General features: G+C 64.8%; 17 protein-coding genes. 5 read left to right on the top strand and 12 right to left on the bottom strand.

What is annotated here, in order from left to right; all coding sequences use genetic code 11:
- Positions 1-10 precede the first annotated feature (10 nt).
- From G3446_RS18470 to G3446_RS18440, 7 genes are all read right to left on the bottom strand, one after another.
- Entirely contained in the window at positions 11-298 is a 288-nt protein-coding gene (locus G3446_RS18470; protein WP_164454310.1) for an encapsulin-associated ferritin-like protein, read from the bottom strand.
- A gap of 410 nt (positions 299-708) precedes the next feature.
- Positions 709-1470, bottom strand: coding sequence for a phosphate signaling complex protein PhoU (phoU, locus tag G3446_RS18465; protein WP_164454309.1), 762 nt, complete (start codon positions 1468-1470; stop codon positions 709-711).
- A gap of 21 nt (positions 1471-1491) precedes the next feature.
- The gene (pstB, locus tag G3446_RS18460; RefSeq protein WP_164454308.1) at positions 1492-2355 is read right to left on the bottom strand and encodes a phosphate ABC transporter ATP-binding protein PstB; all 864 of its coding nucleotides are present in this window, start codon (positions 2353-2355) and stop codon (positions 1492-1494) included.
- 41 nt (positions 2356-2396) lie between these two features.
- A complete protein-coding gene (pstA, locus tag G3446_RS18455) occupies positions 2397-3704 on the bottom strand; it encodes a phosphate ABC transporter permease PstA (RefSeq protein WP_164454307.1) in 1308 nt (435 codons plus the stop codon).
- Complete coding sequence (gene pstC, locus G3446_RS18450; protein ID WP_164454306.1) at positions 3697-5088, bottom strand: phosphate ABC transporter permease subunit PstC; 1392 nt, start codon at positions 5086-5088, stop codon at positions 3697-3699. Before pstC ends, pstA begins: the two co-directional genes overlap by 8 nt.
- Positions 5089-5189: 101 nt before the next feature.
- The gene (locus G3446_RS18445; RefSeq protein WP_164454305.1) at positions 5190-6230 is read right to left on the bottom strand and encodes a substrate-binding domain-containing protein; all 1041 of its coding nucleotides are present in this window, start codon (positions 6228-6230) and stop codon (positions 5190-5192) included.
- A 204-nt stretch (positions 6231-6434) separates the two neighbouring features.
- The gene (locus G3446_RS18440; RefSeq protein ID WP_164454304.1) at positions 6435-6824 is read right to left on the bottom strand and encodes a hypothetical protein; all 390 of its coding nucleotides are present in this window, start codon (positions 6822-6824) and stop codon (positions 6435-6437) included.
- Positions 6825-6912: 88 nt separating this feature from the next.
- Here G3446_RS18440 and G3446_RS18435 point away from each other — a divergent pair, with 88 nt between their 5' ends.
- Positions 6913-8115, top strand: a complete 1203-nt coding sequence (locus G3446_RS18435) for a glycosyltransferase (RefSeq protein WP_164454303.1) — start codon at positions 6913-6915, stop codon at positions 8113-8115.
- A 58-nt stretch (positions 8116-8173) separates the two neighbouring features.
- Here G3446_RS18435 and G3446_RS18430 read toward each other — a convergent pair whose 3' ends face one another.
- The 3 genes from G3446_RS18430 to dcd all read right to left on the bottom strand — a co-directional run bounded on the left by G3446_RS18430 (position 8174) and on the right by dcd (position 10082).
- The gene (locus G3446_RS18430) at positions 8174-8407 is read right to left on the bottom strand and encodes a hypothetical protein (RefSeq protein ID WP_164454302.1); all 234 of its coding nucleotides are present in this window, start codon (positions 8405-8407) and stop codon (positions 8174-8176) included.
- Between the two features lie 282 nt (positions 8408-8689).
- Complete coding sequence (locus tag G3446_RS18425; protein ID WP_164454301.1) at positions 8690-9454, bottom strand: queuosine precursor transporter; 765 nt, start codon at positions 9452-9454, stop codon at positions 8690-8692.
- Positions 9455-9518: 64 nt separating this feature from the next.
- Complete coding sequence (dcd, locus tag G3446_RS18420) at positions 9519-10082, bottom strand: dCTP deaminase (protein WP_164454300.1); 564 nt, start codon at positions 10080-10082, stop codon at positions 9519-9521.
- Positions 10083-10176: 94 nt separating this feature from the next.
- On the opposite strand from dcd, the gene G3446_RS18415 reads away from it, so the two are divergent.
- On the top strand, positions 10177-10791 hold the full coding sequence (locus tag G3446_RS18415; RefSeq protein ID WP_164454299.1) for a DUF938 domain-containing protein: 615 nt from the start codon (positions 10177-10179) through the stop codon (positions 10789-10791).
- An 86-nt stretch (positions 10792-10877) separates the two neighbouring features.
- On the opposite strand, the gene apbC is transcribed toward G3446_RS18415, so the two are convergent.
- Both apbC and G3446_RS18405 read right to left on the bottom strand, forming a co-directional pair.
- Positions 10878-11969: an iron-sulfur cluster carrier protein ApbC gene (apbC, locus tag G3446_RS18410; RefSeq protein ID WP_164454298.1), complete on the bottom strand. Its 1092-nt coding sequence runs from the start codon at positions 11967-11969 to the stop codon at positions 10878-10880.
- A gap of 360 nt (positions 11970-12329) precedes the next feature.
- The gene (locus G3446_RS18405) at positions 12330-14099 is read right to left on the bottom strand and encodes an SLC13 family permease (RefSeq protein ID WP_164454297.1); all 1770 of its coding nucleotides are present in this window, start codon (positions 14097-14099) and stop codon (positions 12330-12332) included.
- Positions 14100-14712: 613 nt separating this feature from the next.
- Here G3446_RS18405 and G3446_RS18400 point away from each other — a divergent pair.
- The 3 genes from G3446_RS18400 (at position 14713) to G3446_RS18390 (ending at position 19423) form a co-directional block, all read left to right on the top strand.
- Positions 14713-16359, top strand: coding sequence for a glycosyltransferase family 4 protein (locus G3446_RS18400; protein WP_164454296.1), 1647 nt, complete (start codon positions 14713-14715; stop codon positions 16357-16359).
- A 442-nt stretch (positions 16360-16801) separates the two neighbouring features.
- On the top strand, positions 16802-18562 hold the full coding sequence (locus G3446_RS18395; RefSeq protein ID WP_164454295.1) for a Wzz/FepE/Etk N-terminal domain-containing protein: 1761 nt from the start codon (positions 16802-16804) through the stop codon (positions 18560-18562).
- 21 nt (positions 18563-18583) lie between these two features.
- Positions 18584-19423 (top strand): CpsD/CapB family tyrosine-protein kinase, encoded by an 840-nt coding sequence (locus G3446_RS18390; protein ID WP_164454294.1) that lies wholly within the window; start codon positions 18584-18586, stop codon positions 19421-19423.
- The last annotated feature ends 259 nt before the right edge of the window (positions 19424-19682 follow it).

Raw genomic sequence — 19682 nt, 5'->3', positions numbered from 1 at the left:
GGCGAGACGCTCAGTGGTGCGCGATCTCCTTATCGGTGAAGAGATAGTCCTTCAGCTCCTTGTCGAAGGTCGGATCTTTGCGGCGGATCCATTCCAGGACCATGGCGGCGTGCTCCTTCTCCTCATCCCTGTTGTGGGCAAGGATGGCCTTGAGCGCGTCGTCCTTGCAGGCATCGACCCGCTGGTTGTACCAGTCGACGGCCTCCAGCTCTTCCATCAGGGAGACGATGGCGCGATGCATGTCGCGGGTTTCGTCGGATAGCTCATCGATTGGCTCGTGGTAGCCCTCGTTGGACATGGGAATTCTCCATAGCGTGTGGTTTGCCTAGGTTAGCGGCGAGGTCACGGCCTCGCATTGTCAATCGTCGCACGGCCAGAGCTCGCCCCGAGCCCCCCATGGATATAAGAGGCTGTCTGGAAATCATGGTCGAGACATTTGTAGGGGCGAATTCATTCGCCCCTGGTCCGGCGGTTGGGCGAATGAATTCGCCCCTACACGTTTTTCCAGACAGCTTCTAAGGGCAATAGGGCACGAGTAAACCCGATTGGAGCGGCCAGCGGCCAGCGGAGGAACATCATACAGTTGCCGGATCTTCTGGCCGGCCAGCCGCTCACCCGTTGGGTGACGCGGAGAAGACCTGAAAGCAAGCTCCGAAACAAGGCTCTGAGCTGGCTGCTGGTAGCTGACAGCCCTTTCTAGGGTAAAGGTCAATAGCCGTGATGGCGGAGGGTTTCGATGAGGATCTCGCGATTGCGGTAGCGCACGTCCTGCCCCAAGGCCACATAGACGACCTGCTCGGCGATGTTGGAGGCGTGATTGCCGATGCGCTCGAGGGCGTGCGCACTGGTCAGCAGACAGACGCTTTGGTGCGGGATGAGCCCGTCCTGACTGCCCTGGCAGAAGCGCTGGCGCAGGCTGGCGGCCGCGTCTTGGAGCTCGGGCTCGCTCTCGAAGATCTCCACCGCCTGGGCGACATCGAAGTCCCTGACCGCGTGGAGACTGCGCTCGAGCATGCAGCAGACCTCGTCATCGAGGATGCGAAAGACGACTTGCAGATCCTCCGCGAGCAGGTCGGCGCCCCGCCCCGGCTGCGCGAGCTCGAGCGCCTGGCGGGCGATGCGCGCGGCCTTGTCTCCCGCGCGCTCGAGCTCCGCGGCGATCTTCGAGAGCGCGAGCACGATGCGCAGATCGACCGCGGTCGGCTGGTGTCGAATGATGACGCGGAACGCCTCCTCGTCGGCGTCCAAGGAGAGGTAGTCCACCTGAGGCTCGCGGTCGAGCACCCTGAAGGCCTGAGTCTCCTCGCGCTCCACCACAGCGGCGACGGCGGCCCGGGTCTGCTCGACGACATGATCCCCCATGGTGAGGATGATGCCGCGCAGCTTGGCCAGCTCCCGGTCATAGCGGCGGACGGTGTGCCCCGCCGTCAGATCGGCAGGCGTCTTCCCAGGGTGCGACGGCTCGGTCATGTCTGGGCGACCTTGCGGCAATCAGCCAAAGCGACCCGTGATGTAATCCTCGGTCAGCTTGTGCTTGGGGTTGGTGAAGATGTCGTTCGTCTCCCCCACTTCGATCAGATCGCCGAGGTGGAAATAGGCCGTGCGCTGCGAGACGCGGGCCGCCTGCTGCATCGAGTGGGTGACGATGGCGATGCTGTAGTGCTCGCGCAGCTCGTCGATCAGCTCCTCGATGATCGCGGTGGCGATGGGGTCGAGTGCCGAGCAGGGCTCGTCCATGAGGATGACCTCGGGCGAGACGGCGATGGTCCGCGCGATGCACAAGCGCTGCTGCTGACCGCCCGAGAGGCCCGTGCCTGGCTGATCCAAGCGGTCCTTGACCTCCTCCCAGAGGCCGGCCTTGCGCAGGCTGGTCTCGACCAGGTCGTCCAGCTCGGCCTTGTTGTTGGTGAGACCGTGAATCCGCGGGCCGTAGGCGATGTTCTCGTAGATCGACTTGGGGAAGGGGTTCGGCTTCTGGAAGACCATCCCGACCTGAGCCCGCAAGGGCACGGGATCCAGACCGGCATCATAGATGTCGACATCGTCCAGCTTGATCGAGCCAGTGACGCGACAGCCGTCGATAGTGTCGTTCATGCGGTTGAGACAGCGCAGAAAGGTCGACTTGCCGCAGCCCGAGGGGCCGATCATGGAGACGACCTCGTGCTTGCCGATATCCAGGCTCACGCCCTTGATCGCCTGCTTGGCGCCGTACCAGACGTCGACGCCGCGGCAGGTCATTCTGGGATCCGCGACCGTCACGTCGCCGACGGTCGCCCTGGAGTGCTGGGAGCTGGCCAGGTCGGCGGCGCTGATGGTGCCAGCGGTCGGTTCAATTACTTCAGCCATGGTGCTCATCGTTCGAGACCTCGAAATTGCAATGCGCCGGCCTGGCGGCTCTACCAGCGGCGCTCGAACCGACGGCGCAGCAGAACGGCCGCCAGGTTCATGACGAAAAGAAATGCCAGCAGGACGATGATCGCCGCCGAGGTCCGCTCGACGAATCCGCGCTCCGGACTGTCGGCCCAGAGGAAGATCTGCACCGGCAGGACGGTCGCGGAATCCGTGAATCCGCCTGGAATGTCCACGATGAAGGCAATCATGCCGATCATGAGCAGAGGTGCGGTCTCGCCGAGCGCCTGTGCCATGCCCAGGATGGTGCCCGTCAGCATGCCGGGCATGGCGAGCGGCAGGACGTGGTGGAGCTGCGTCTGCAGCGGCGAGGCGCCGACGCCGAGCGCCGCCTCGCGGATAGACGGCGGCACCGACTTGAGCGCCGCGCGGCTGGAGATGATGACGGTCGGCAAGGTCATGAGCGTCAGCACGAGCGCGGCGACCAAGGGTGTCGACCGGGGCACCCCGAAGAAACCGATGAAGACGGCCAGCCCGAGGAGACCGAAGACGATCGAAGGTACGGCCGCGAGGTTGTTGATGTTGACCTCGATGAGGTCCGTCCAGCGGTTCTTGGGCGCGAACTCCTCGAGATAGATGGCCGCGCCGACCCCGATGGGGAAGGACAGGATGAGCGTCAGCAAGAGGGTGTAGAAGGAGCCCATGAGGGCGCCGGCGATCCCCGCCAGCTCGGGCTCGCGCGAGGTCCCGTGGGTGAAGAAGATGGTGTTGAAGCGCTTGGCGACCCGCCCCTGGGCTTCCAGCCGGTCCACCCAGCCGATGACCTGGTCGCTGACCCGCCGCGCGCCCTCGGGCGCGTGACGGTCGATATGCCCCTTGACGAGCATGTCGATGTCGTCGTCCGCCAGGATCCAGAGCGCTTGGGTCGAGCCGATGAGGCTCGGGTCGGCGAGCACGCGCTCGCGCACCAACTGCGCCGCGCCGACGCTGATGAGACCCTTTAGCTGACGCTTGTCGCGCCGTTGCGTGACCTCTGGAAAGAGCCCGCGCAGCCCCTCGCGAATGAAGGCCATGTAGTTGGCGTCGCCGATGACCTCAGGGTCGCGCGTCCCCTCGGGGTCGATGGCCTCGGCCGGGAAGGAGACCGGGATCTGAATATAGGTCTGCTGAAAGGCCGTATAGCCCTTGAGGATGATGTCGGCGAACAGCAGCACCACGAAGGCGAGCCCGAGCGCGACCGCCGTCGCACCGAGCCGCCGGAAGCGACGCTCCTTGGCATAGCGCCGCTTCAATGACGCGTTGACGACATCAATAGTGCGGCGCGGCCTGGCGCCCTCACCTGCTTCACTATTCATACTGCTCCCGATACTTGCGCACGACGGTCAGCGCGATCACGTTCAGGCTGAGCGTCACGAGGAAGAGCGTCAGCCCCAGGGCGAAGGCCGCGAGCGTCTTGGCGCTGTCGAACTCCTGGTCGCCCGTCAGCAGGGTGACGATCTGCACGGTCACCGTGGTCACGCTGTCGAGCGGATTGGCGGTGAGATTGGCCGCCAGACCTGCGGCCATGACCACGATCATGGTCTCGCCGATGGCACGCGAGACCGCCAGCAGGACGCCGCCGACGATGCCCGGCAGCGCGGCCGGCAGGATGACGCGCCGAATGGTCTCGGACTGCGTCGCGCCGAGCGCGTAGGAGCCGTCGCGCAGGGACTGCGGCACGGCATTGATGACGTCGTCGGACAGGGAGGACACGAAGGGGATGATCATGATCCCCATGACCAGCCCGGCCGCGAGTGCGCTCTCGGAGGCGACGTCGAGCCCGAGCGAGGCACCCAGGCTGCGGATGAAGGGCGCGACGGTGAGCGCGGCGAAGAAGCCGTAGACCACGGTCGGAATGCCGGCGAGCACCTCGATGACCGGCTTGGCGAGCGCGCGCACGCGGCGCGCGGCGTATTCGGACAGATAGATCGCCGAGAGCAGGCCGATCGGCACGGCGACCAGCATGGCGATGACCGACACCATGAGGGTCCCGGTGAACAGCGGGATGGCGCCGAACGCGCCCGAGGCCCCCACCTGATCGGCGCGCAGCGCGATCTGCGGGCTCCAGCGCGTGCCGAAGAAGAATTCGAGCGGCGAGACTTGATCGAAGAAGCGCAGCGACTCGAAGACCACCGAGAGCACAATTCCCAAGGTCGTCAGGATGGCGATCGACGAGAAGACGATCATCATCACCTTGACCGCTCCCTCGACCCGGTTCCTGGCCCGCATCCGCGGCTCGGTGCTCGCCCAGGCGAAGGACAGGCCGCCGATGGCCACCGCGGCCACGGCGAGCCACATGGCCCACTGAAAGATCCCTCGCAGCCGCGTGTACTGCTCGGCGGCGACCTGGATCGCGGGGGTGACGTCCATACTGACGATATTGCCGGTCGCCAGATTCTTGATGTCGTTGATCAGAAGCCCGACCCGGCCGTCGGAGAGACCCTCCAGCATCTCTGGCGGCAAGCTCGCGGTGACCAGGGTGATGAGGATCTGGTCCTGCAGCCCGACCCAGAGCCCCATGAGCAAAAGCGCGGGGAGACCGGCCCAGAGTGCGGCATAGAGGCCGTAGTAGGCCGGGAGCGAGTGGAGATCCTTGATCCGGGAGGCACCGCCGGCTCTGACGATGGCGCGCTTGCGGCCGAGGTGGTAGGCGACCGCCATGGTCGCGAGCAGGAAGACGACGAGGGTCCAGGCTTGCATTGGGACTCTGAGGATTGGGAGCGGACGGATGCCGACGACCGCGGCGCGACCATGGGCGGCGGACGGGGCGCTCCATGCCCCGCGACAGCCTCGGGTCCGCCTTATTCGGGCTTGGACATCGGCGTCAGGCTGCTTGCCGCCTCGGCAACCGCTTTACGATCGGTGTCTGGAAGCGAGATGAGCCCCTTGTCGGCCAGATAGCCGTCAGGCCCCCAGGCCTTGTCGCTGGTGAACTCCTCGACATACTCCTCGATGCCCGGGATGGTCCCGACATGGGCGTTCTTGACGTAGAAGTAGAGCGAGCGCGAAACGGGATAGGAGCCGTCCGCGATGGAGTCGTAGGTCGGCTCGATTCCCTGGATCTTGGAGCCCTGGACCTTGTCGCTGTTCTGGTCGAGGAAGCTGAAGCCGAAGATGCCGAGCGCGGCGGGATTGGCGGCCAGCTTCTGGACGATGAGATTGTCGTTCTCGCCCGCCTCGACATAGGCGCCGTCCTCGCGGATGCCGTGGCAGATCGCCTTGTACTTCTTCTTGTCTTCCTTCTTGAGGGCCTTGATCTCCGGGAAGGTCTTGCAGCCACCCTCCATCGCCAGCTCGGCGAAGGCGTCGCGGGTGCCGGAGGTCGGAGGCGGACCCAGGACCTCGATCTTGGTCTCCGGGTAGTCCGGATTGACATCGTTCCAGGTCTTGTTGGGATTGGGCATGTAGCCGCCCTCGCCGTCCGGGATATCTTTGGCGAGCGCCAGGAAGATATCGCGCAAGGTCAGGTCGTACTGGCCGGAGGTCTTGGCATTCGCGATGGAGATGCCGTCGAAGCCGACCTTGACCTCGGTGATCTCCTTGACGCCTGCCTCCTGACACTTGTCGAATTCGGAGGACTTCATGCGGCGCGAGGCGTTGGTGATGTCTGGATGATCCACGCCGACGCCGGCGCAGAAGAGCTTCAGACCGCCACCCGAGCCGGTGGATTCGACCTTGGGCGTGTTGAAGTCCGTGGTGCGCCCGAAGGTCTCGGCGACCGCGGTGGAGAAGGGGAACACCGTCGAAGAGCCGACGATGTTGATGGTGTCTCGTGCCATAGCCTGCGCCGAAACAGTGGCGGCGGCAAGCGACACGGCCGCGGCGATCATGGTCTTCTTCATGGGCAGAGCAACTCCTAGTGGCTTACAGCAGGATGCTTACAACAGGAGCCCGTATTGTCTCGATGGCTGATGCCCATTCTATGAAGATGAAATGACCATTTGATGACGGCGCGATAGAGGGTTGCCGGATTCCTACCCGTATGACTACCCAGCCATCGGCCGCGACCTGGACAGGCCAGGGAGTCGATTGGCGGCGCTTGCGCCCTACTCCGCCTTCTGCAGCTGCCCGAGACCGCGGATCAGCCTGAGGCTGGCATTGAAGTAGTCGTCCTCGGGGTTGTCGCGACAGATGGCGGCGATGCGCAGCATGGCGGCATCCAGCTCGGCCCCGCGCAGGACATCGCGATCGATGGCGAAGTTCAGGCCGCTGACGAAGCCGGCGAGCCACTGGCGGTGGCGCAGATAGTCCTCGTCGGCGAGCGCCAGCGGCGTATCGTCGCGCGGCAGCGTCAAGAGGTAGGCATTGCAGGTCTTGACCCCGTAGCCCCAGAGCGCGGGGGCGGTCTGCTCGCCCGCGCGCGCGGCCCCGCCGCCGATCGTGAGCAGCGCGGCGAGCCCAACCGAGAGACCCAAAGCGCGAGCGCCATCAGCCATGTCATTTCTCCAATTCTGTCAGGATGCGATTTAGTAGCCGCTGAGGGTATCATCAGCGGATTTTTCCGCCTTCGGCCAAATCGCAATCATGCGCGTCTTGATGATCTCGGATGTCTACTTTCCCCGCGTGACCGGCGTCTCGACGTCGATCCAGACCTTCGCGCGGGAGCTGCAGCTCAAGGGGCACGAGGTGGCGCTGATCGCGCCCGATTACGGCCAGGACACCCAAGATCCCTTCGAGATCATCCGCATCCCCTCGCGCTACCTGCCGATCGACCCCGAGGACCGCATCCTGCGCGCGCGCCAGATCCGCCGCCACGAGCCCAATCTCGCTCGGCGCGGATTCGACCTGGTCCACATCCAGACACCCTTCATCGCACACTACGTCGGACTCGGCATCGCCAAGCGGCTGAAGCTGCCCGTCGTCGAGAGCTATCACACCTTCTTCGAGGAGTACTTCCAGCACTATGTGCCCTTCGTCCCGACCCGCTGGCTGCAGCGCGCGGCCCGCTACTTCTCGGTTGCCCAGTGCAATGCCGTGGACGCGCTCGCGGTCCCGTCGCGGGCGATGCTGGACGTGCTCGAGGGCTATGGGGTCAAGACCCCGGCGGCGGTGATCCCGACGGGCATCGAGCTCAAGCAGTTCAGCCGCGGCGATGGACAGCGCTTCCGCAGGCGCTATGGGATTCCCGCGAGCCGCCCGACGCTGGTGATCGTCAGCAGACTGGCCTTCGAGAAGAACATCGACTTCATCCTGCGGGTGCTCGTCAGGGTCAAGCGCGAAGTCCCGAATGTGCTGCTCATCATCGCGGGAGACGGCCCGGCGAAGCACGACCTCGAGCGCCAAGCCCAAGGGCTCGGGCTCGCGGACAATATCCTCTTCACCGGCTACCTCAACCGTGACGGGAGTCTCGAGGACTGCTACTGCGCGGGATCGGCCTTCGTCTTCGCATCGCGCACCGAGACGCAGGGGCTGGTGCTGCTGGAGGCCATGGCGCTCGGCGTTCCGGTCGTCTCGACGGCCGTGATGGGCACCAAAGAGGTCTTGGGGGATGGGCGTGGCGCCCTGATCGCGCAGGAGGATGAGCAGGACTTCGCCGGGAAGGCCGTTCGACTGCTCCAGGAGCCCTTGCTCAGAGAGCGCCTGTCACGCGAGGCGACGCAGCAGGCCCAAGCCTGGTCAGCGCCGGCGCTCAGCGAGCGCATGCTGGAGCTCTATGAAAGGGTTGCGGACAAGGGCAAGATCGAGACGCGCCGCCCGCCAAACCGAGCGGCAGGGTCGGCGCTCTAGCGTCCTAGGGGTGCATGGCCGGACCTCATGCCCGGCTCCTGGCAAGCACGACCCATCTTTACGCCACCGTATCGATCAAGGTGCCCAGCGCCTCGTCGGATGTCTGAAACACCTTGGCCGACGCCTCGACCTGACGCACATTCTCGGTCTGCTCGACCAGCGGCTTGGCGATGTCACGCACCGAGCTTCCATCCTCGCGGCGCGCATTCGCGATCTCGGCCGCATTCTGGCGCAGTCCCTCCATGCCCGCGTGCATGCCGGCGACGCCGGCCTGTCCAACACTTGAGATCATCTCTGGACCCTCGAACCGAATTGGAGCAGTCAGCTTCCAGCTACCAGCCGCCAGCCGCCAGCGGTGGAAGATCATGCCGTTGCCGGATTTTCTGGCCGGCCAGCCGCTCGCCCGTTGGGTGACTCGGAGAAGACCTGAAAGCAGCTCCAAGACAAAGCTGTAAGCTGGCTGCTGGTGGCTGGCAGCTTTTTCTAGGTCGAACGACTTCTTCTCAAAGTGAACTCTAGCGGCAAAGCCAAAGCGGCGGCGTGACCTGGGCCACAGTCCGGGCAGCCGCCCCGGCTAGCGCTCCATTGCCGCGCGCTCGACCAGCTGATGGGCGAGCTCCCGCCCCAGGTAGCCGTTGATCAAGCGTCGCCCGAGATAGATCAGAGGCGTCAGCGCGATGGCGACGACGAACTTATAGAGGTAGTTCACCGTCCCGACGGCGAGGAAGAGGTCCATGGACCATTTCTGCGGCCCAAGCACAAAGGCGATGTAGAGCACCGCGAAGCTGTCGATCAGCTGAGAGACCAGGGTCGAGCCCGTGGCGCGCGCCCACACGAAACGCTCGCCCGTCACGCGGCGGATGCGGTGAAAGACGGTCACATCGACCAGCTGCCCGATGAGGAAGGCGACCACGGATCCCGCGATGATCCACATGCCCTGGCCGAAGATGACGCCGAAGGCCGCCTGCATGTCGGGAACGCCGCGCTCGGCTTGGATGCCGACCCACCAGCTCGCTGGCGCGAGCTGGATGGCGAGATAGGCGAAGGCGAAGGCATAGATGATAAGCCCGACCGCCATGAAGGAGAGCAGACGGACACCGCGGCGGCCGTAGTATTCGTTGATGATGTCCGTCATCACGAAGACCACCGGCCAGAGCAGCACGCCAGCCGTAAAGCTCAATGAGCCGGTTTGACCGAAGAGCTGCCAGTCGAAGGGGGCCAGCCCGAGCGTGTCCTCGAGGGCGAAGATCTTGACGCCGAGAAACTCGGCGATCAGCGCATTGCAGACGAAGAAGCCGCCGAGGACGACGAAGAGCTTGGTCGATCGGTCGAAGGTCATGAGCAGCGACGCGCCTGTCTTGCCTTATCCAGACGTGGGATCGATCGGGAGCTCCCGCAATGGCTCAGGATTTCGGCAGGGTCACGCCGCGCTGACCTTGATACTTACCCCCGCGATCCTTGTAGGAGGTCCCGCAGACCTCGTCGGACTCCAAGAAGAGGATCTGCGCGACGCCTTCGTTGGCGTAGATCTTCGCCGGCAGGGGCGTGGTATTGGAGAACTCCAATGTCACATGCCCCTCCCACTCGGGCTCGAGCGGCGTGACGTTGACGATGATGCCGCAGCGGGCATAGGTGCTCTTGCCGAGACAGATGGTGAGCACGGACCTCGGGATGCGGAAGTACTCGACCGTGCGCGCCAAGGCGAAGGAGTTGGGCGGTATGATGCAGACGTCCGACTTGAGATCGACGAAGCTGTTGGAATCGAAGTTCTTGGGGTCGACGATCGCCGAGTTGATATTGGTGAAGATCTTGAACTCGTCGGCACAGCGCACGTCATAGCCGTAGCTCGAGGTGCCGTAGGAGATCACTCGGCCGACGTCGCCCTCACGCACCTGAGAAGCCTCGAAGGGCTCGATCATTCCCTCCGCGGCCATGCGGCGGATCCAGAGATCGGATTTGATGGCCATTGACGGCATCCTCGGAAACTGAAAAAGCGCAGTAGGTTACCGCGCATCGTCAACGCGGGAAAGCGCGCCAACCGCTTGGAGCCCTCTCAAGCCCATGCCTGCTCACGAGAAACCCTTCGCCCCATCCGCCGAGGAGAACAAGGCCGCCATCCTCGCGGTGATTCAGCCCCTGCTCGCCAACGCCCGGAATCTGCTCGAGATCGGCAGCGGGACCGGCCAGCACGCCGTCTGCTTCGCGGCCGCCATGCCGCATCTGCGCTGGCAGACGAGCGACCTGGCCGAGAATCTCCCCGGCATCCGCGGCTGGCTGGAGGAGGCGGCGCTGCCGAATCTCCCGCAGCCGATCGCGCTCGACGCCGGCGGCGACTGGCCGGCGCGCCGCTACGACGCGGTCTTCAGCGCCAACACGACCCACATCATGCCCGAGCCTCGGGTTCCGGACATGCTCAGTGGCGTTGGCCGCGTGCTGGTCTCGGGCGGCCGCTTTCTGCTCTACGGGCCCTTCAACGAAGGCGGGCGCTACACCGGCGAGGGCAACCAGCGCTTCGATGCCTGGCTCAAGCAGCAGGATCCGAGGATGGGACTAAGGAATCTCGAGGATCTGGAAGCGATCGGGCGCCAGCACGGGCTCAGGCTGCTGGAGAGCCGGCTCATGCCGGCAAACAACCGCACGCTGATTTGGGTGCGTGAGCCAAGAGAAGGCGACTAAGCTCGCTCGGTCAGCCGCCGAAAAGGGGCAAGGAAGGGAAGGCCAGCAGGTGCGGCAGAGAGCTCCGCCGCACCAGTCCGAGCCGATCAGGTGTTCTGGATAACGATGCGGGGGAACTTCGCCGCATAGTCCTTGGCCTGCAGCGAGAGCTTTGCGGCCGTCTTGCGCGCGATCTCGCGATAGATCTCGGTCGCGCGCGACTCCGGCTGGGCGACCACGGTCGGCTTGCCGCTATCGGTCTCCTCGCGGATGTGGATATCCAGGGGCAGTGAGCCCAGCAGATCGACACCATACTGCTCGGACATGGCCGTACCCCCGCCTTGGCCGAAGATGTGCTCCTCATGGCCACACTTGGAGCAAATGTGGATGCTCATGTTCTCCACGATGCCGAGGACGGGCACCTCGACCTTCTGGAACATCTTGAGCCCCTTGCGTGCGTCCAGGAGCGCGATGTCCTGGGGCGTGGTCACGATGACCGCACCCGAGACAGGAACCTTCTGCGCCAGCGTCAGCTGGGTGTCGCCAGTGCCCGGCGGCAGGTCGATCACCAGGTAGTCGAGATCGGACCAATTGGTGTCGTTCAGCAGCTGCTCCAGGGCCTGCGTCACCATGGGACCGCGCCAGATCATGGGCGTCTCTTCCTCGATGAGGAAGCCGATCGACATCGCCTGGAGGTCGTAGCTGCTCATCGGCTCCAGGCTGTTGCCGTCCTTGGACTCCGGCTTGCCGGTGATGCCGAGCATCCGCGGCTGCGAGGGGCCATAGATGTCGGCGTCGAGGATCCCCACGCGCGCACCCTCCGCCGCGAGTGCGAGCGCCAGGTTGACCGCGGTGGTCGACTTGCCGACACCGCCCTTGCCCGAGGCGACCGCGACGATGTTCTTGACGTTGTCGATCGGCTTGAGCGATTTCTGCACCGAGTGCGCCTTGATCTCCCAGCTCACATCGACCGCGACCTGGCTCACGCCGTCAACGCCCATGACCTCGGACTTCACCGCCTCGGCGATCGCCTCTTGGGCGCCCTTCGCCGGGAAGCCGAGGGAGACGCTGACCTTGACCTGATCGCCCTCGATGGCGATCTCTTTGATGGCGTGCGCCGCCACCAGGTCGCGGCCGAGATGGGGCTCCTTGTAGGCCTTGATCGCCGCTTCGATGGCTTCTTTGGTCACTTGGGACATTGATTGACTCCAGTATTTCGTCACAGCCCCGAGCCAGCCGGGGCAGAGTATTGTTCGGTTGACCGGGTGACGGACCGACCGGCTGCGGCACAGGGTGGCGTGCAGTGGCGCCAGATCGATCCGGCGGAGGAATTCAGATCGCCAGGGCCTCGGGCAGCCAGGCGACCCGCGCGCTGGGGGCTAGCTTTGGTATTAGGGGTTACTAATTCAACCCTGAGCGCCCCGCGGCTCCTCGATTCCGATCGCTCTGGGCGAGGTCGGCCGATTCTGTAGGATTGGAGAGCGGGCGGCGACGATGTTCGTCAAGCGCTCACCCGATCCTCCGGCCGCCATCGGCGCGCCGCGGGATGATACGGGAAGTCAGAAGTCCCACACCAGCGGCGCCAGGGCTACCGTCAGCGCCGCGACCGTGAGATTGAGCGGGACACCCACTCTCAGATAGTCGCTGAATCGATAGCCGCCCGGCCCGTAGACCATGAGATTGGTCTGGTAGCCGATGGGCGTGGAGAAGCTCGCGGATGCGGCCATCATGATGGCGATGGCGAAGGGCATGAAGTCCACGCCCAGCGCCTGACTGGTCGAGAGGGCGATGGGGAACATGAGCACCGCGGCCGCATTGTTGGTAATCAGCTCGGTGAAGAGCATGGTCAGCAGATAGACGACCGCGAGCGAGAGCAGCGGATCCCCCTGCGCCAGCCCCGTCATCTGGGTGGCAATGACCCCGGCGGCCCCGGTCTTCTGCAGGGCGAGCCCGAGCCCAAAGCTCGCCGCGATGGCGATCAGCACCTGCCAGTCCACCGCCGCGCGCGCAAGCCCGGTGTTGATGCAGCGCGTGACGAGCAGCAGCCCGGCCGCGAGCATGGCCGCCTGCAGCATGGACAGCCACTCGAGCGTCACCGCCAGCACCATGGCACTTAGGATCGCGATCGCGATCAAGACCTTGTCCTGGCGCAGCGGACGCGAATCCGGGACCTGACTGACGAGGAAGAAATCGCGCGAGTTGTGCTGACGCTCGGCGAAGCTCGGATCCGCCTCGATCAGCAGGGTATCGCCAGGCTTGAGCACGATGTCGCCGATCTTGCGCTCGATCCGCTCACCATTGCGGGCGACGGCGATGACGGCCGCGCTGTAGAGGCTGCGGAACCGGCCCTCTCGGATACTCTTGCCGACGACGGGGCAGCTATCGGAGACCACGGCCTCCATGAGACAGCGCTCCGGTCGCGGCACGTCGAGCTTGAAGACCTGATCCCCGGCCGGGACCAGGCCGCGGAAGCGCTGCAGGTCGACGACAGAATCGACGATGCCGACGAAGACCAGCTGATCGCCGGCCTGAAGACGCTGATGCGGCGCGATCGCTGGCAGGATGTCCCCATCGCGCTCGATCTCGAGCAGGTACATGCCGGGCAGATGGCGCAGCCCAGCGGCCTCGATCGTCTTGCCAACCAGCGGGCTGGCCGGCTCCACCAGCATTTCGACGGTGTATTCGCGCGGATCGTCCATATCGCTCATCACAGGCCGGCGATCCGGCAGCAGCCAGCGGCCGATCGTCATCAAATAGAGCAGGCCGACCGCCGCGCACGGCAGGGCGACCCAGGCAATCTCGAACATGCCCAGGCTGGCGCGCCCCGTTTCCTTCACCAGCAGACCGTTGACGATCAGGTTGGTACTGGTCCCGATGAGCGTGCAGGTGCCCCCGAGGATGGCGGCGTAGCTCAGCGGGATCAGCAGCTTGGAGATCGGCAGGCGATTGCGACGCGCCCACTCATTGACCGCCGGGAGAAACATGGCGACCACAGGCGTGTTGTTGAGGAAGGCACTGAGCCCCATGACCGGAGCCATGAGGCGCATCTGCGCGCCCGCGAGGCCCTTAGGGCGCCCAAGGACGCCCTGAACCAGCCAGCCGATCGCCCCCGTCTCGCGCAGCCCAGCCGCAACGACATAGAGCACGCCGACGGTCACCATACCTTCATTGGAGAGACCGCTCAGCGCCTCGGCTGGCGTCAAGACGCCCACGAGCAGAAGGATCGCGACGCCGCCGACCAGCACGACATCAGCGGCGAGCTTCGTCATCGCAAGCGCGCCGATCACCAGCGCGACGACAGCAACGGAGAGCCAGGCTTCCCAAGTCATCCTTATCCACACAGCAGCACAGAAACCGGCCCAATGGTACGGGCGCTCGGCGGCGGTCGCCTAGAGCCAGGCCCACATAGGCCGGCCAGCTCCGAGCCCCGCCGTCATCGAGCGGATCGCCCCGCCCCCCAGATCGCCCAGAGGCATTGGCGAAGCGGCCGACGAGCCGCCATTTACGGCAGACGGGCAAGGATCCAAGGTCGAGCACAAAATGTATTCACACTCGCCTACGGCTTTCCCGTGCCCACTCAGCTACACTAGGTAGCGTACGCAGTTGGCCGTACCCCTTACCCCGAGCAGTCCTTCCGATCCGCCTTGACCGCCATCCGCCCCGACCGCGCCGATTTCGATCGCAAGCGCACTGCTCAGCGAGACTCGCGAGCCCAAAGAAGACGCGCAGAGGGAGCTGCATCCAACAGATTCTGGCTGACCTAGCCCCAGCGCGCAGCCACGAGAGAATGATGCCTCCTTACCAGCACCCAGGCTGCCTTGAGCAAAGCGCTCGGCGTCTCCACAGCAGCAGGCTCCAGCCGCACTCAGCCCAGGCTCGGGGACCGCTTCCCCCTAGAGCGCGCCCCTCCCCGAGCCAACGACTCGCCGACCGCTAGCCCAGATGCAGTCCGTCTACATCCTACTGCTGGCGCTGTTCGTCTCGATGGTCCTGATCCCGCCCTTGAGGCGATTGGGCGGACCCTTGGGACTGACGGATCTGCCAGACGCGCGCAAGATTCACGATCACGCAATCCCGCGGACCGGCGGAATCGCGATCGCCGCGGGCACGCTCCTATCCACCGGCCTGCTGATCACCTTGAATCAGGAAGGCAAGGCGCTGATCGCCGGCTGGTGCGTCATCCTGCTCTTCGGCCTGCTCGACGACAGGCTGAACCTGGACTACAGGCTCAAACTGCTCGGCCAGGTCATTGCCGGCAGCATCGTCGTCGTGGGCGGCGGCGTCATGATCACCGAGGTGCCCTTCCTCGGCCTCGAGGCCTTGCCGACCGGGATTGCGATCCCGCTCACTGTACTCCTGCTGACGGCCATCACCAACGCCATCAATCTATCCGATGGGCTGGATGGCCTTGCCGGCGGCTTGAGTGTCCTCGCCCTCGGATGCCTGGCGATCTTCGCCTATCAGAGCGACGACCAGACGAACTTTGCGCTCGCCATGGCGCTGATGGGAGCGACCTTCGGCTTTCTCAGATTCAACAGCAGCCCGGCGCAGATCTTCATGGGGGACAGCGGCAGCCAATTCTTGGGCTTCGGCGCCGGCGTGCTCGCGATCGGCACGACACAGCGGCCGGACACGGCACTGGGGCCGCTGACGCCCCTGCTCGTGCTGGGGCTGCCGGTCCTGGACACCATTAATGTGATGACCCGCCGCATCGCCGCCGGGCGCTCGCCCTTCTCGGCGGACAAGCTGCACCTTCACCATCAGCTCTTGCAGGCTGGGCTGTCGCAAAACCAGGCCGTCAGTCTCGTCTATCTCGCCCAGGTCATCGCGGTCGCCCTGGCCTACGCACTGAGATACAGCTCGGACATCGCGATCATCGGTGCCTATGTCGCCTTTTGCGCCGCCGTCCTGCTCGCCATCCATGCACTCAAGCACCGCCATCACTCCCAGGTGCGGCGCAAGCACGCCCACATCCTCGTACTGGAGGGCTTTCTCAAGGCGCTCGATAGCCTCGAGAGCAGAGCGCCGACGATTCTCGAAACCACGCGCCGAGCACTCGCCCTCATGCTCGTCGTCGTCTTCGTCGGTGGCGCGGCCGCCGCCGATGCCATCAGTGCCGACATCACCTCCTTGGCTATCCTGCTCCTCGTCCTGGCTTTGGCCGCCCCGATGCTGCCTCGCAAGCTCGGGGCAACATTCGAGCGCATCAGTCTCTACGCCGCCGGACTCGTCATCATCTTCCTGGCGACACCGCCGCTCCGCGAGGAGATCGGCACCACGACACTGATCGCCTTCTTCGGCACCCTCGCGCTACTCACAGGCATCGCGGTGAGAGCAGCGGAATCCGCGTTCCGCACCAGCTCCCTGGACATGCTCATCCTCATCATCGCCGTCGCGATGCCGCTGTTCTCGGCCCCTCTCCCGCCGCGGCTGACATTCTTGGTCCCGCAAGCGATCATCCTCTTTTACAGCATCGAGGTGATCCTTTCCCAGCCGCAGGGGCGGTGGAGCCCCTTGCGGCTTGCACTGCTGATCGGTTTGGCCATCCTGACCGCGAAGGGTCTGGCCTCTCAGGAATTTCGCGTATGATCCGCGTCGTGCCCGCCGAGCAGCAGGGGTCCGCGGCATTTCCTCGCGGCTCAGCGCCGAAGAGGCGCCATCGCCACCCGGCAGCCCGGCCTGTGATGGCCACCGCGTCGCGGGCGTCGCGCTTGCCCCCAGACGGGCTGATGGGGAGCGGGCATGGCCGCGGCGCAACCTCGGCGCCGGATTGCGGCCAAACCACAGAGCGATGCCGGACGAGCTACCGCGGCGGCAGGGCATTCGTCCTAGGTGGACGACCGCCCGCTGAAATCGGCTTCGGAGCGGGTAGCACCCTTACAATGAGACCTCTGCAGGCGAGCGACTCGCTTGCCGTGGCGAGCACTGGCGACGACGATCGACCTCCGAGACCTGAGCCGCTCCATGATCGCAACCGCCCGCAGCTCAGCTTCTCATCCAGTCCATCGGCCACTGTAAAGAAGGCGACAACGTGGAAGACCAGCCTCTCAACCTAGACGACTACCTCGCGATCCTGAAGCGACGGAAATGGCAGCTGATCGTCCCCACGTCTCTGCTGGCCGTCATCGCCGTCCTTGCCGCCCTCCTGATTCCGCCGGTGTATCGCTCCTCAGCAACCATCCTGATCGAGCGCCAGGAGATTCCGGTCGACCTGGTGCGCACCACGGTCACGAGCTACGCGGATCAGCGCATCCAGGTCATCAGTCAGCGCGTCATGACGACCAGCAATCTCAGCGAGCTGATCAACCAATACGACCTCTATCCCGATATGCGCCGCAAGCAGAGCATCAATGCGGCCGTCGAGAAGATGCGCGAGGACATCCAGCTCGACATGATCAGCGCCGATGTCCTGGATCCTCAGAGCGGGCGGGCGCAGGAAGCAACCATCGCCTTCTCGATCTCCTACGACAGCCGATCGCCCGAGACGGCGCAGAAGGTCGCCAGCGACGTCGTGTCGCTCTTCCTCCAGGAGAATCTCGAGCGCCGCACCGCGGCGGCCAACGAAGCGAGCGCCTTCCTGAAGACGGAGGCCGACCGGCTGGGGCAAGAGATCAACACGCTCGAGGCCCGACTTGCGGCATTCAAGGAAGAGCATGGCGACAACCTGCCCGAGCTGGCCTCGCTGAACCGCGAGCTCATGATGCGCGGCGAGGAGCGGCTGCGCGACAACGCCCAATCCATGCGCACCCTGGAGCAGCAGGCACTCTACCTCGAGTCCGAGCTGGCTCAGATCAGCCCGACGATCCTCGGGGCGACCGGCAACGGCGCCACGACCCTCGAAAGCTACCTCGAGGAGCTGCAAGCCAAGTACGTGCGCGTCAAGGAGCGTTACTCCCCGAGCCATCCAGACCGCATTCAGCTCGAGAAGGAGATCGCCGCACTCCAGCAGCATGTCGGCGAGTCGAGCATCGCGACCATCCAAGCGCGCCTCGATCAGCTCAATGCCGAGCTGTCATCGCTCAAGAAGCGCTATTCCGACGACCACCCGGATGTCGCCGCCATGCGGCGCAGCATCCGCGAGACGGAGGCAAAGCTCGGCGCGGCGCGCAGGCAGATGCGCACGGATGACGTCGTGCTCGAGGGAGCGAACAACCCCGCCTATGTGCAGCTGCGGGTCAAGCTCGACGCCTTGCGCCTCGAGATCAAGTCACTGCGGGAGAGCCGCAGAGAGCTTGAGCACGAGCTCAAGCAGTACGAGCAGAGGCTGACCGAGGCCCCGCGCATCGAGCAAGAATATCGCGCGCTGACGCGCGACTATGACAACGCCATGCTCAAGTACAAGGAAGTCAAGGAAAAGAGCCTACAGGCGGAGCTGGCGCAAGCCTTGGAGCGCGACCGCAAGAGCGAGCGTTTCTCGCTCATCGAGCCGCCACTGCGGCCCGAGAAGCCGTTCAAGCCGAATCGGCTCGCGATCGTCGTCCTGGGTCTGGTGCTGGCGTTCGCGGCCGGCGTCGGCAACCTGGCCCTGCAGGAGAGCATGCACAAGGGGCTGTTCGGGGCAGAGGCCGTCCAGAGCACGACGCGTATCCCGCTGCTCGCGGTGATTCCCTATGTGGCGACCGACACGGAGCGCGCCGCGGCCCGCCGACGATTCAGACTCATCCTCGGGGCATCTGTCTCCGGCGTGGCTATTTTGCTGGCTCTCGTGCATTTCCTGGTCATGCCATTGGATGTCATCTGGTTCATCCTGATGCGCCGCTTCGACGCGGCGCTCCCTGGGCTCGGCGCCTGATAGAGCGAGGTCAAAGCGGATATGGAACGACTCAAGCAAGCGATGGACCGAGCGCGGGCGGAGCGGCAGCTGCGCACCGGCGCTCCCAGCCCATCCTCCGCCCCACAGGCCGATTCGAGGCCCGCACAGCCGACGGAGCGCAATCGCGGCAAGGGCATTCGCATCAATTACACGCGGACCGAGACGATGTCCGCGGATCTGCAGGCCCTCCGCGACAGGAGAATCATCCTGGCGGAGGGCCTCGAGCCCGTCGCCGACGCCTATAAGGTGCTAAGGACGCAGGTCCTGCAGCGCATGCGGAGCAAGGGACTTCGCACCCTCGCCATTACCAGCCCGAGCCCGGGCGACGGCAAGACGATCACGGCGATCAATCTCGCCATCAGTTTGGCGCGCGACGTCAATCAGACCGTGCTGCTCGTCGACCTGGACATGAAACGGCCCGCGATCGCGAAATACTTCGGACGGGACAAGGGCCCCGGCATCAGCGACTGCCTGACCTCCAACGCCGAGCTCGCGGACATCATGTTCACGCCCGACATCGAGCGACTGGTCGTGATTCCTGGCCACGAGCGCATCGTGCAGTCGTCCGAAGCGCTCGCATCGCCGCGCTTCATCAGTCTCTTGGCCGAGCTCAAGACGCGCTACGACGATCGACTCATCATCTTCGACATGCCGCCCTTGTTCAGCGGCGACGATGTCATCGCCTTTCTGCCGCAAATCGACGCGGCCATCCTGGTCGTCGAAAACGGCAAGATCACCAAATCGGAGCTCGAGCAAGCCGAGCAGCTGCTCGGCGACAAGGCCATCGGCGCAGTGCTCAACAAGGCGGACGCAGCCAGCGTCTCCTACGGCTACTACTGAAGCCGAAGGACTGCGCTTACTCAGACGTTGGCTCGCGGCGCGAGCGGCCCAGGCGGACTCGCAGACCTGGCGAGCCGCAGCGGCTGGCCGCGGTGATCGAGCGTGCTGGCTGCGATGAACCTAGATTCGGCAATTGGAACCGGTAGAGTAGAGGCCAGGGTCGCCCCTGGCCCCCCTCGTCGAACGCAGCATGCAGATTTCCCGCACTGCGCTTTCCTGCTGTCTTCACATCAAAGCTATCGCGGGGGAATCGAGCCGT

The organism is Thiorhodococcus minor, assembly GCF_010820565.1.
Classification (GTDB): domain Bacteria; phylum Pseudomonadota; class Gammaproteobacteria; order Chromatiales; family Chromatiaceae; genus Thiorhodococcus; species Thiorhodococcus minor.
Note: the sequence above shows the minus strand (reverse complement) of the source record. Positions and strands in the feature narration are given on the sequence as shown.

What these genes read in the sequence shown, in the direction of transcription:
- G3446_RS18470 (WP_164454310.1), bottom strand. Translation starts at nt 298, where the DNA reads ATGTCCAACGAGGGCTACCACGAGCCAATCGATGAGCTATCCGACGAA.
- phoU (WP_164454309.1), bottom strand. Translation starts at nt 1,470, where the DNA reads ATGACCGAGCCGTCGCACCCTGGGAAGACGCCTGCCGATCTGACGGCG.
- pstB (WP_164454308.1), bottom strand. Translation starts at nt 2,355, where the DNA reads ATGAGCACCATGGCTGAAGTAATTGAACCGACCGCTGGCACCATCAGC.
- pstA (WP_164454307.1), bottom strand. Translation starts at nt 3,704, where the DNA reads ATGAATAGTGAAGCAGGTGAGGGCGCCAGGCCGCGCCGCACTATTGAT.
- pstC (WP_164454306.1), bottom strand. Translation starts at nt 5,088, where the DNA reads ATGCAAGCCTGGACCCTCGTCGTCTTCCTGCTCGCGACCATGGCGGTC.
- G3446_RS18445 (WP_164454305.1), bottom strand. Translation starts at nt 6,230, where the DNA reads ATGAAGAAGACCATGATCGCCGCGGCCGTGTCGCTTGCCGCCGCCACT.
- G3446_RS18440 (WP_164454304.1), bottom strand. Translation starts at nt 6,824, where the DNA reads ATGGCTGATGGCGCTCGCGCTTTGGGTCTCTCGGTTGGGCTCGCCGCG.
- G3446_RS18435 (WP_164454303.1), top strand. Translation starts at nt 6,913, where the DNA reads ATGCGCGTCTTGATGATCTCGGATGTCTACTTTCCCCGCGTGACCGGC.
- G3446_RS18430 (WP_164454302.1), bottom strand. Translation starts at nt 8,407, where the DNA reads ATGATCTCAAGTGTTGGACAGGCCGGCGTCGCCGGCATGCACGCGGGC.
- G3446_RS18425 (WP_164454301.1), bottom strand. Translation starts at nt 9,454, where the DNA reads ATGACCTTCGACCGATCGACCAAGCTCTTCGTCGTCCTCGGCGGCTTC.
- dcd (WP_164454300.1), bottom strand. Translation starts at nt 10,082, where the DNA reads ATGGCCATCAAATCCGATCTCTGGATCCGCCGCATGGCCGCGGAGGGA.
- G3446_RS18415 (WP_164454299.1), top strand. Translation starts at nt 10,177, where the DNA reads ATGCCTGCTCACGAGAAACCCTTCGCCCCATCCGCCGAGGAGAACAAG.
- apbC (WP_164454298.1), bottom strand. Translation starts at nt 11,969, where the DNA reads ATGTCCCAAGTGACCAAAGAAGCCATCGAAGCGGCGATCAAGGCCTAC.
- G3446_RS18405 (WP_164454297.1), bottom strand. Translation starts at nt 14,099, where the DNA reads ATGACTTGGGAAGCCTGGCTCTCCGTTGCTGTCGTCGCGCTGGTGATC.
- G3446_RS18400 (WP_164454296.1), top strand. Translation starts at nt 14,713, where the DNA reads ATGCAGTCCGTCTACATCCTACTGCTGGCGCTGTTCGTCTCGATGGTC.
- G3446_RS18390 (WP_164454294.1), top strand. Translation starts at nt 18,584, where the DNA reads ATGGAACGACTCAAGCAAGCGATGGACCGAGCGCGGGCGGAGCGGCAG.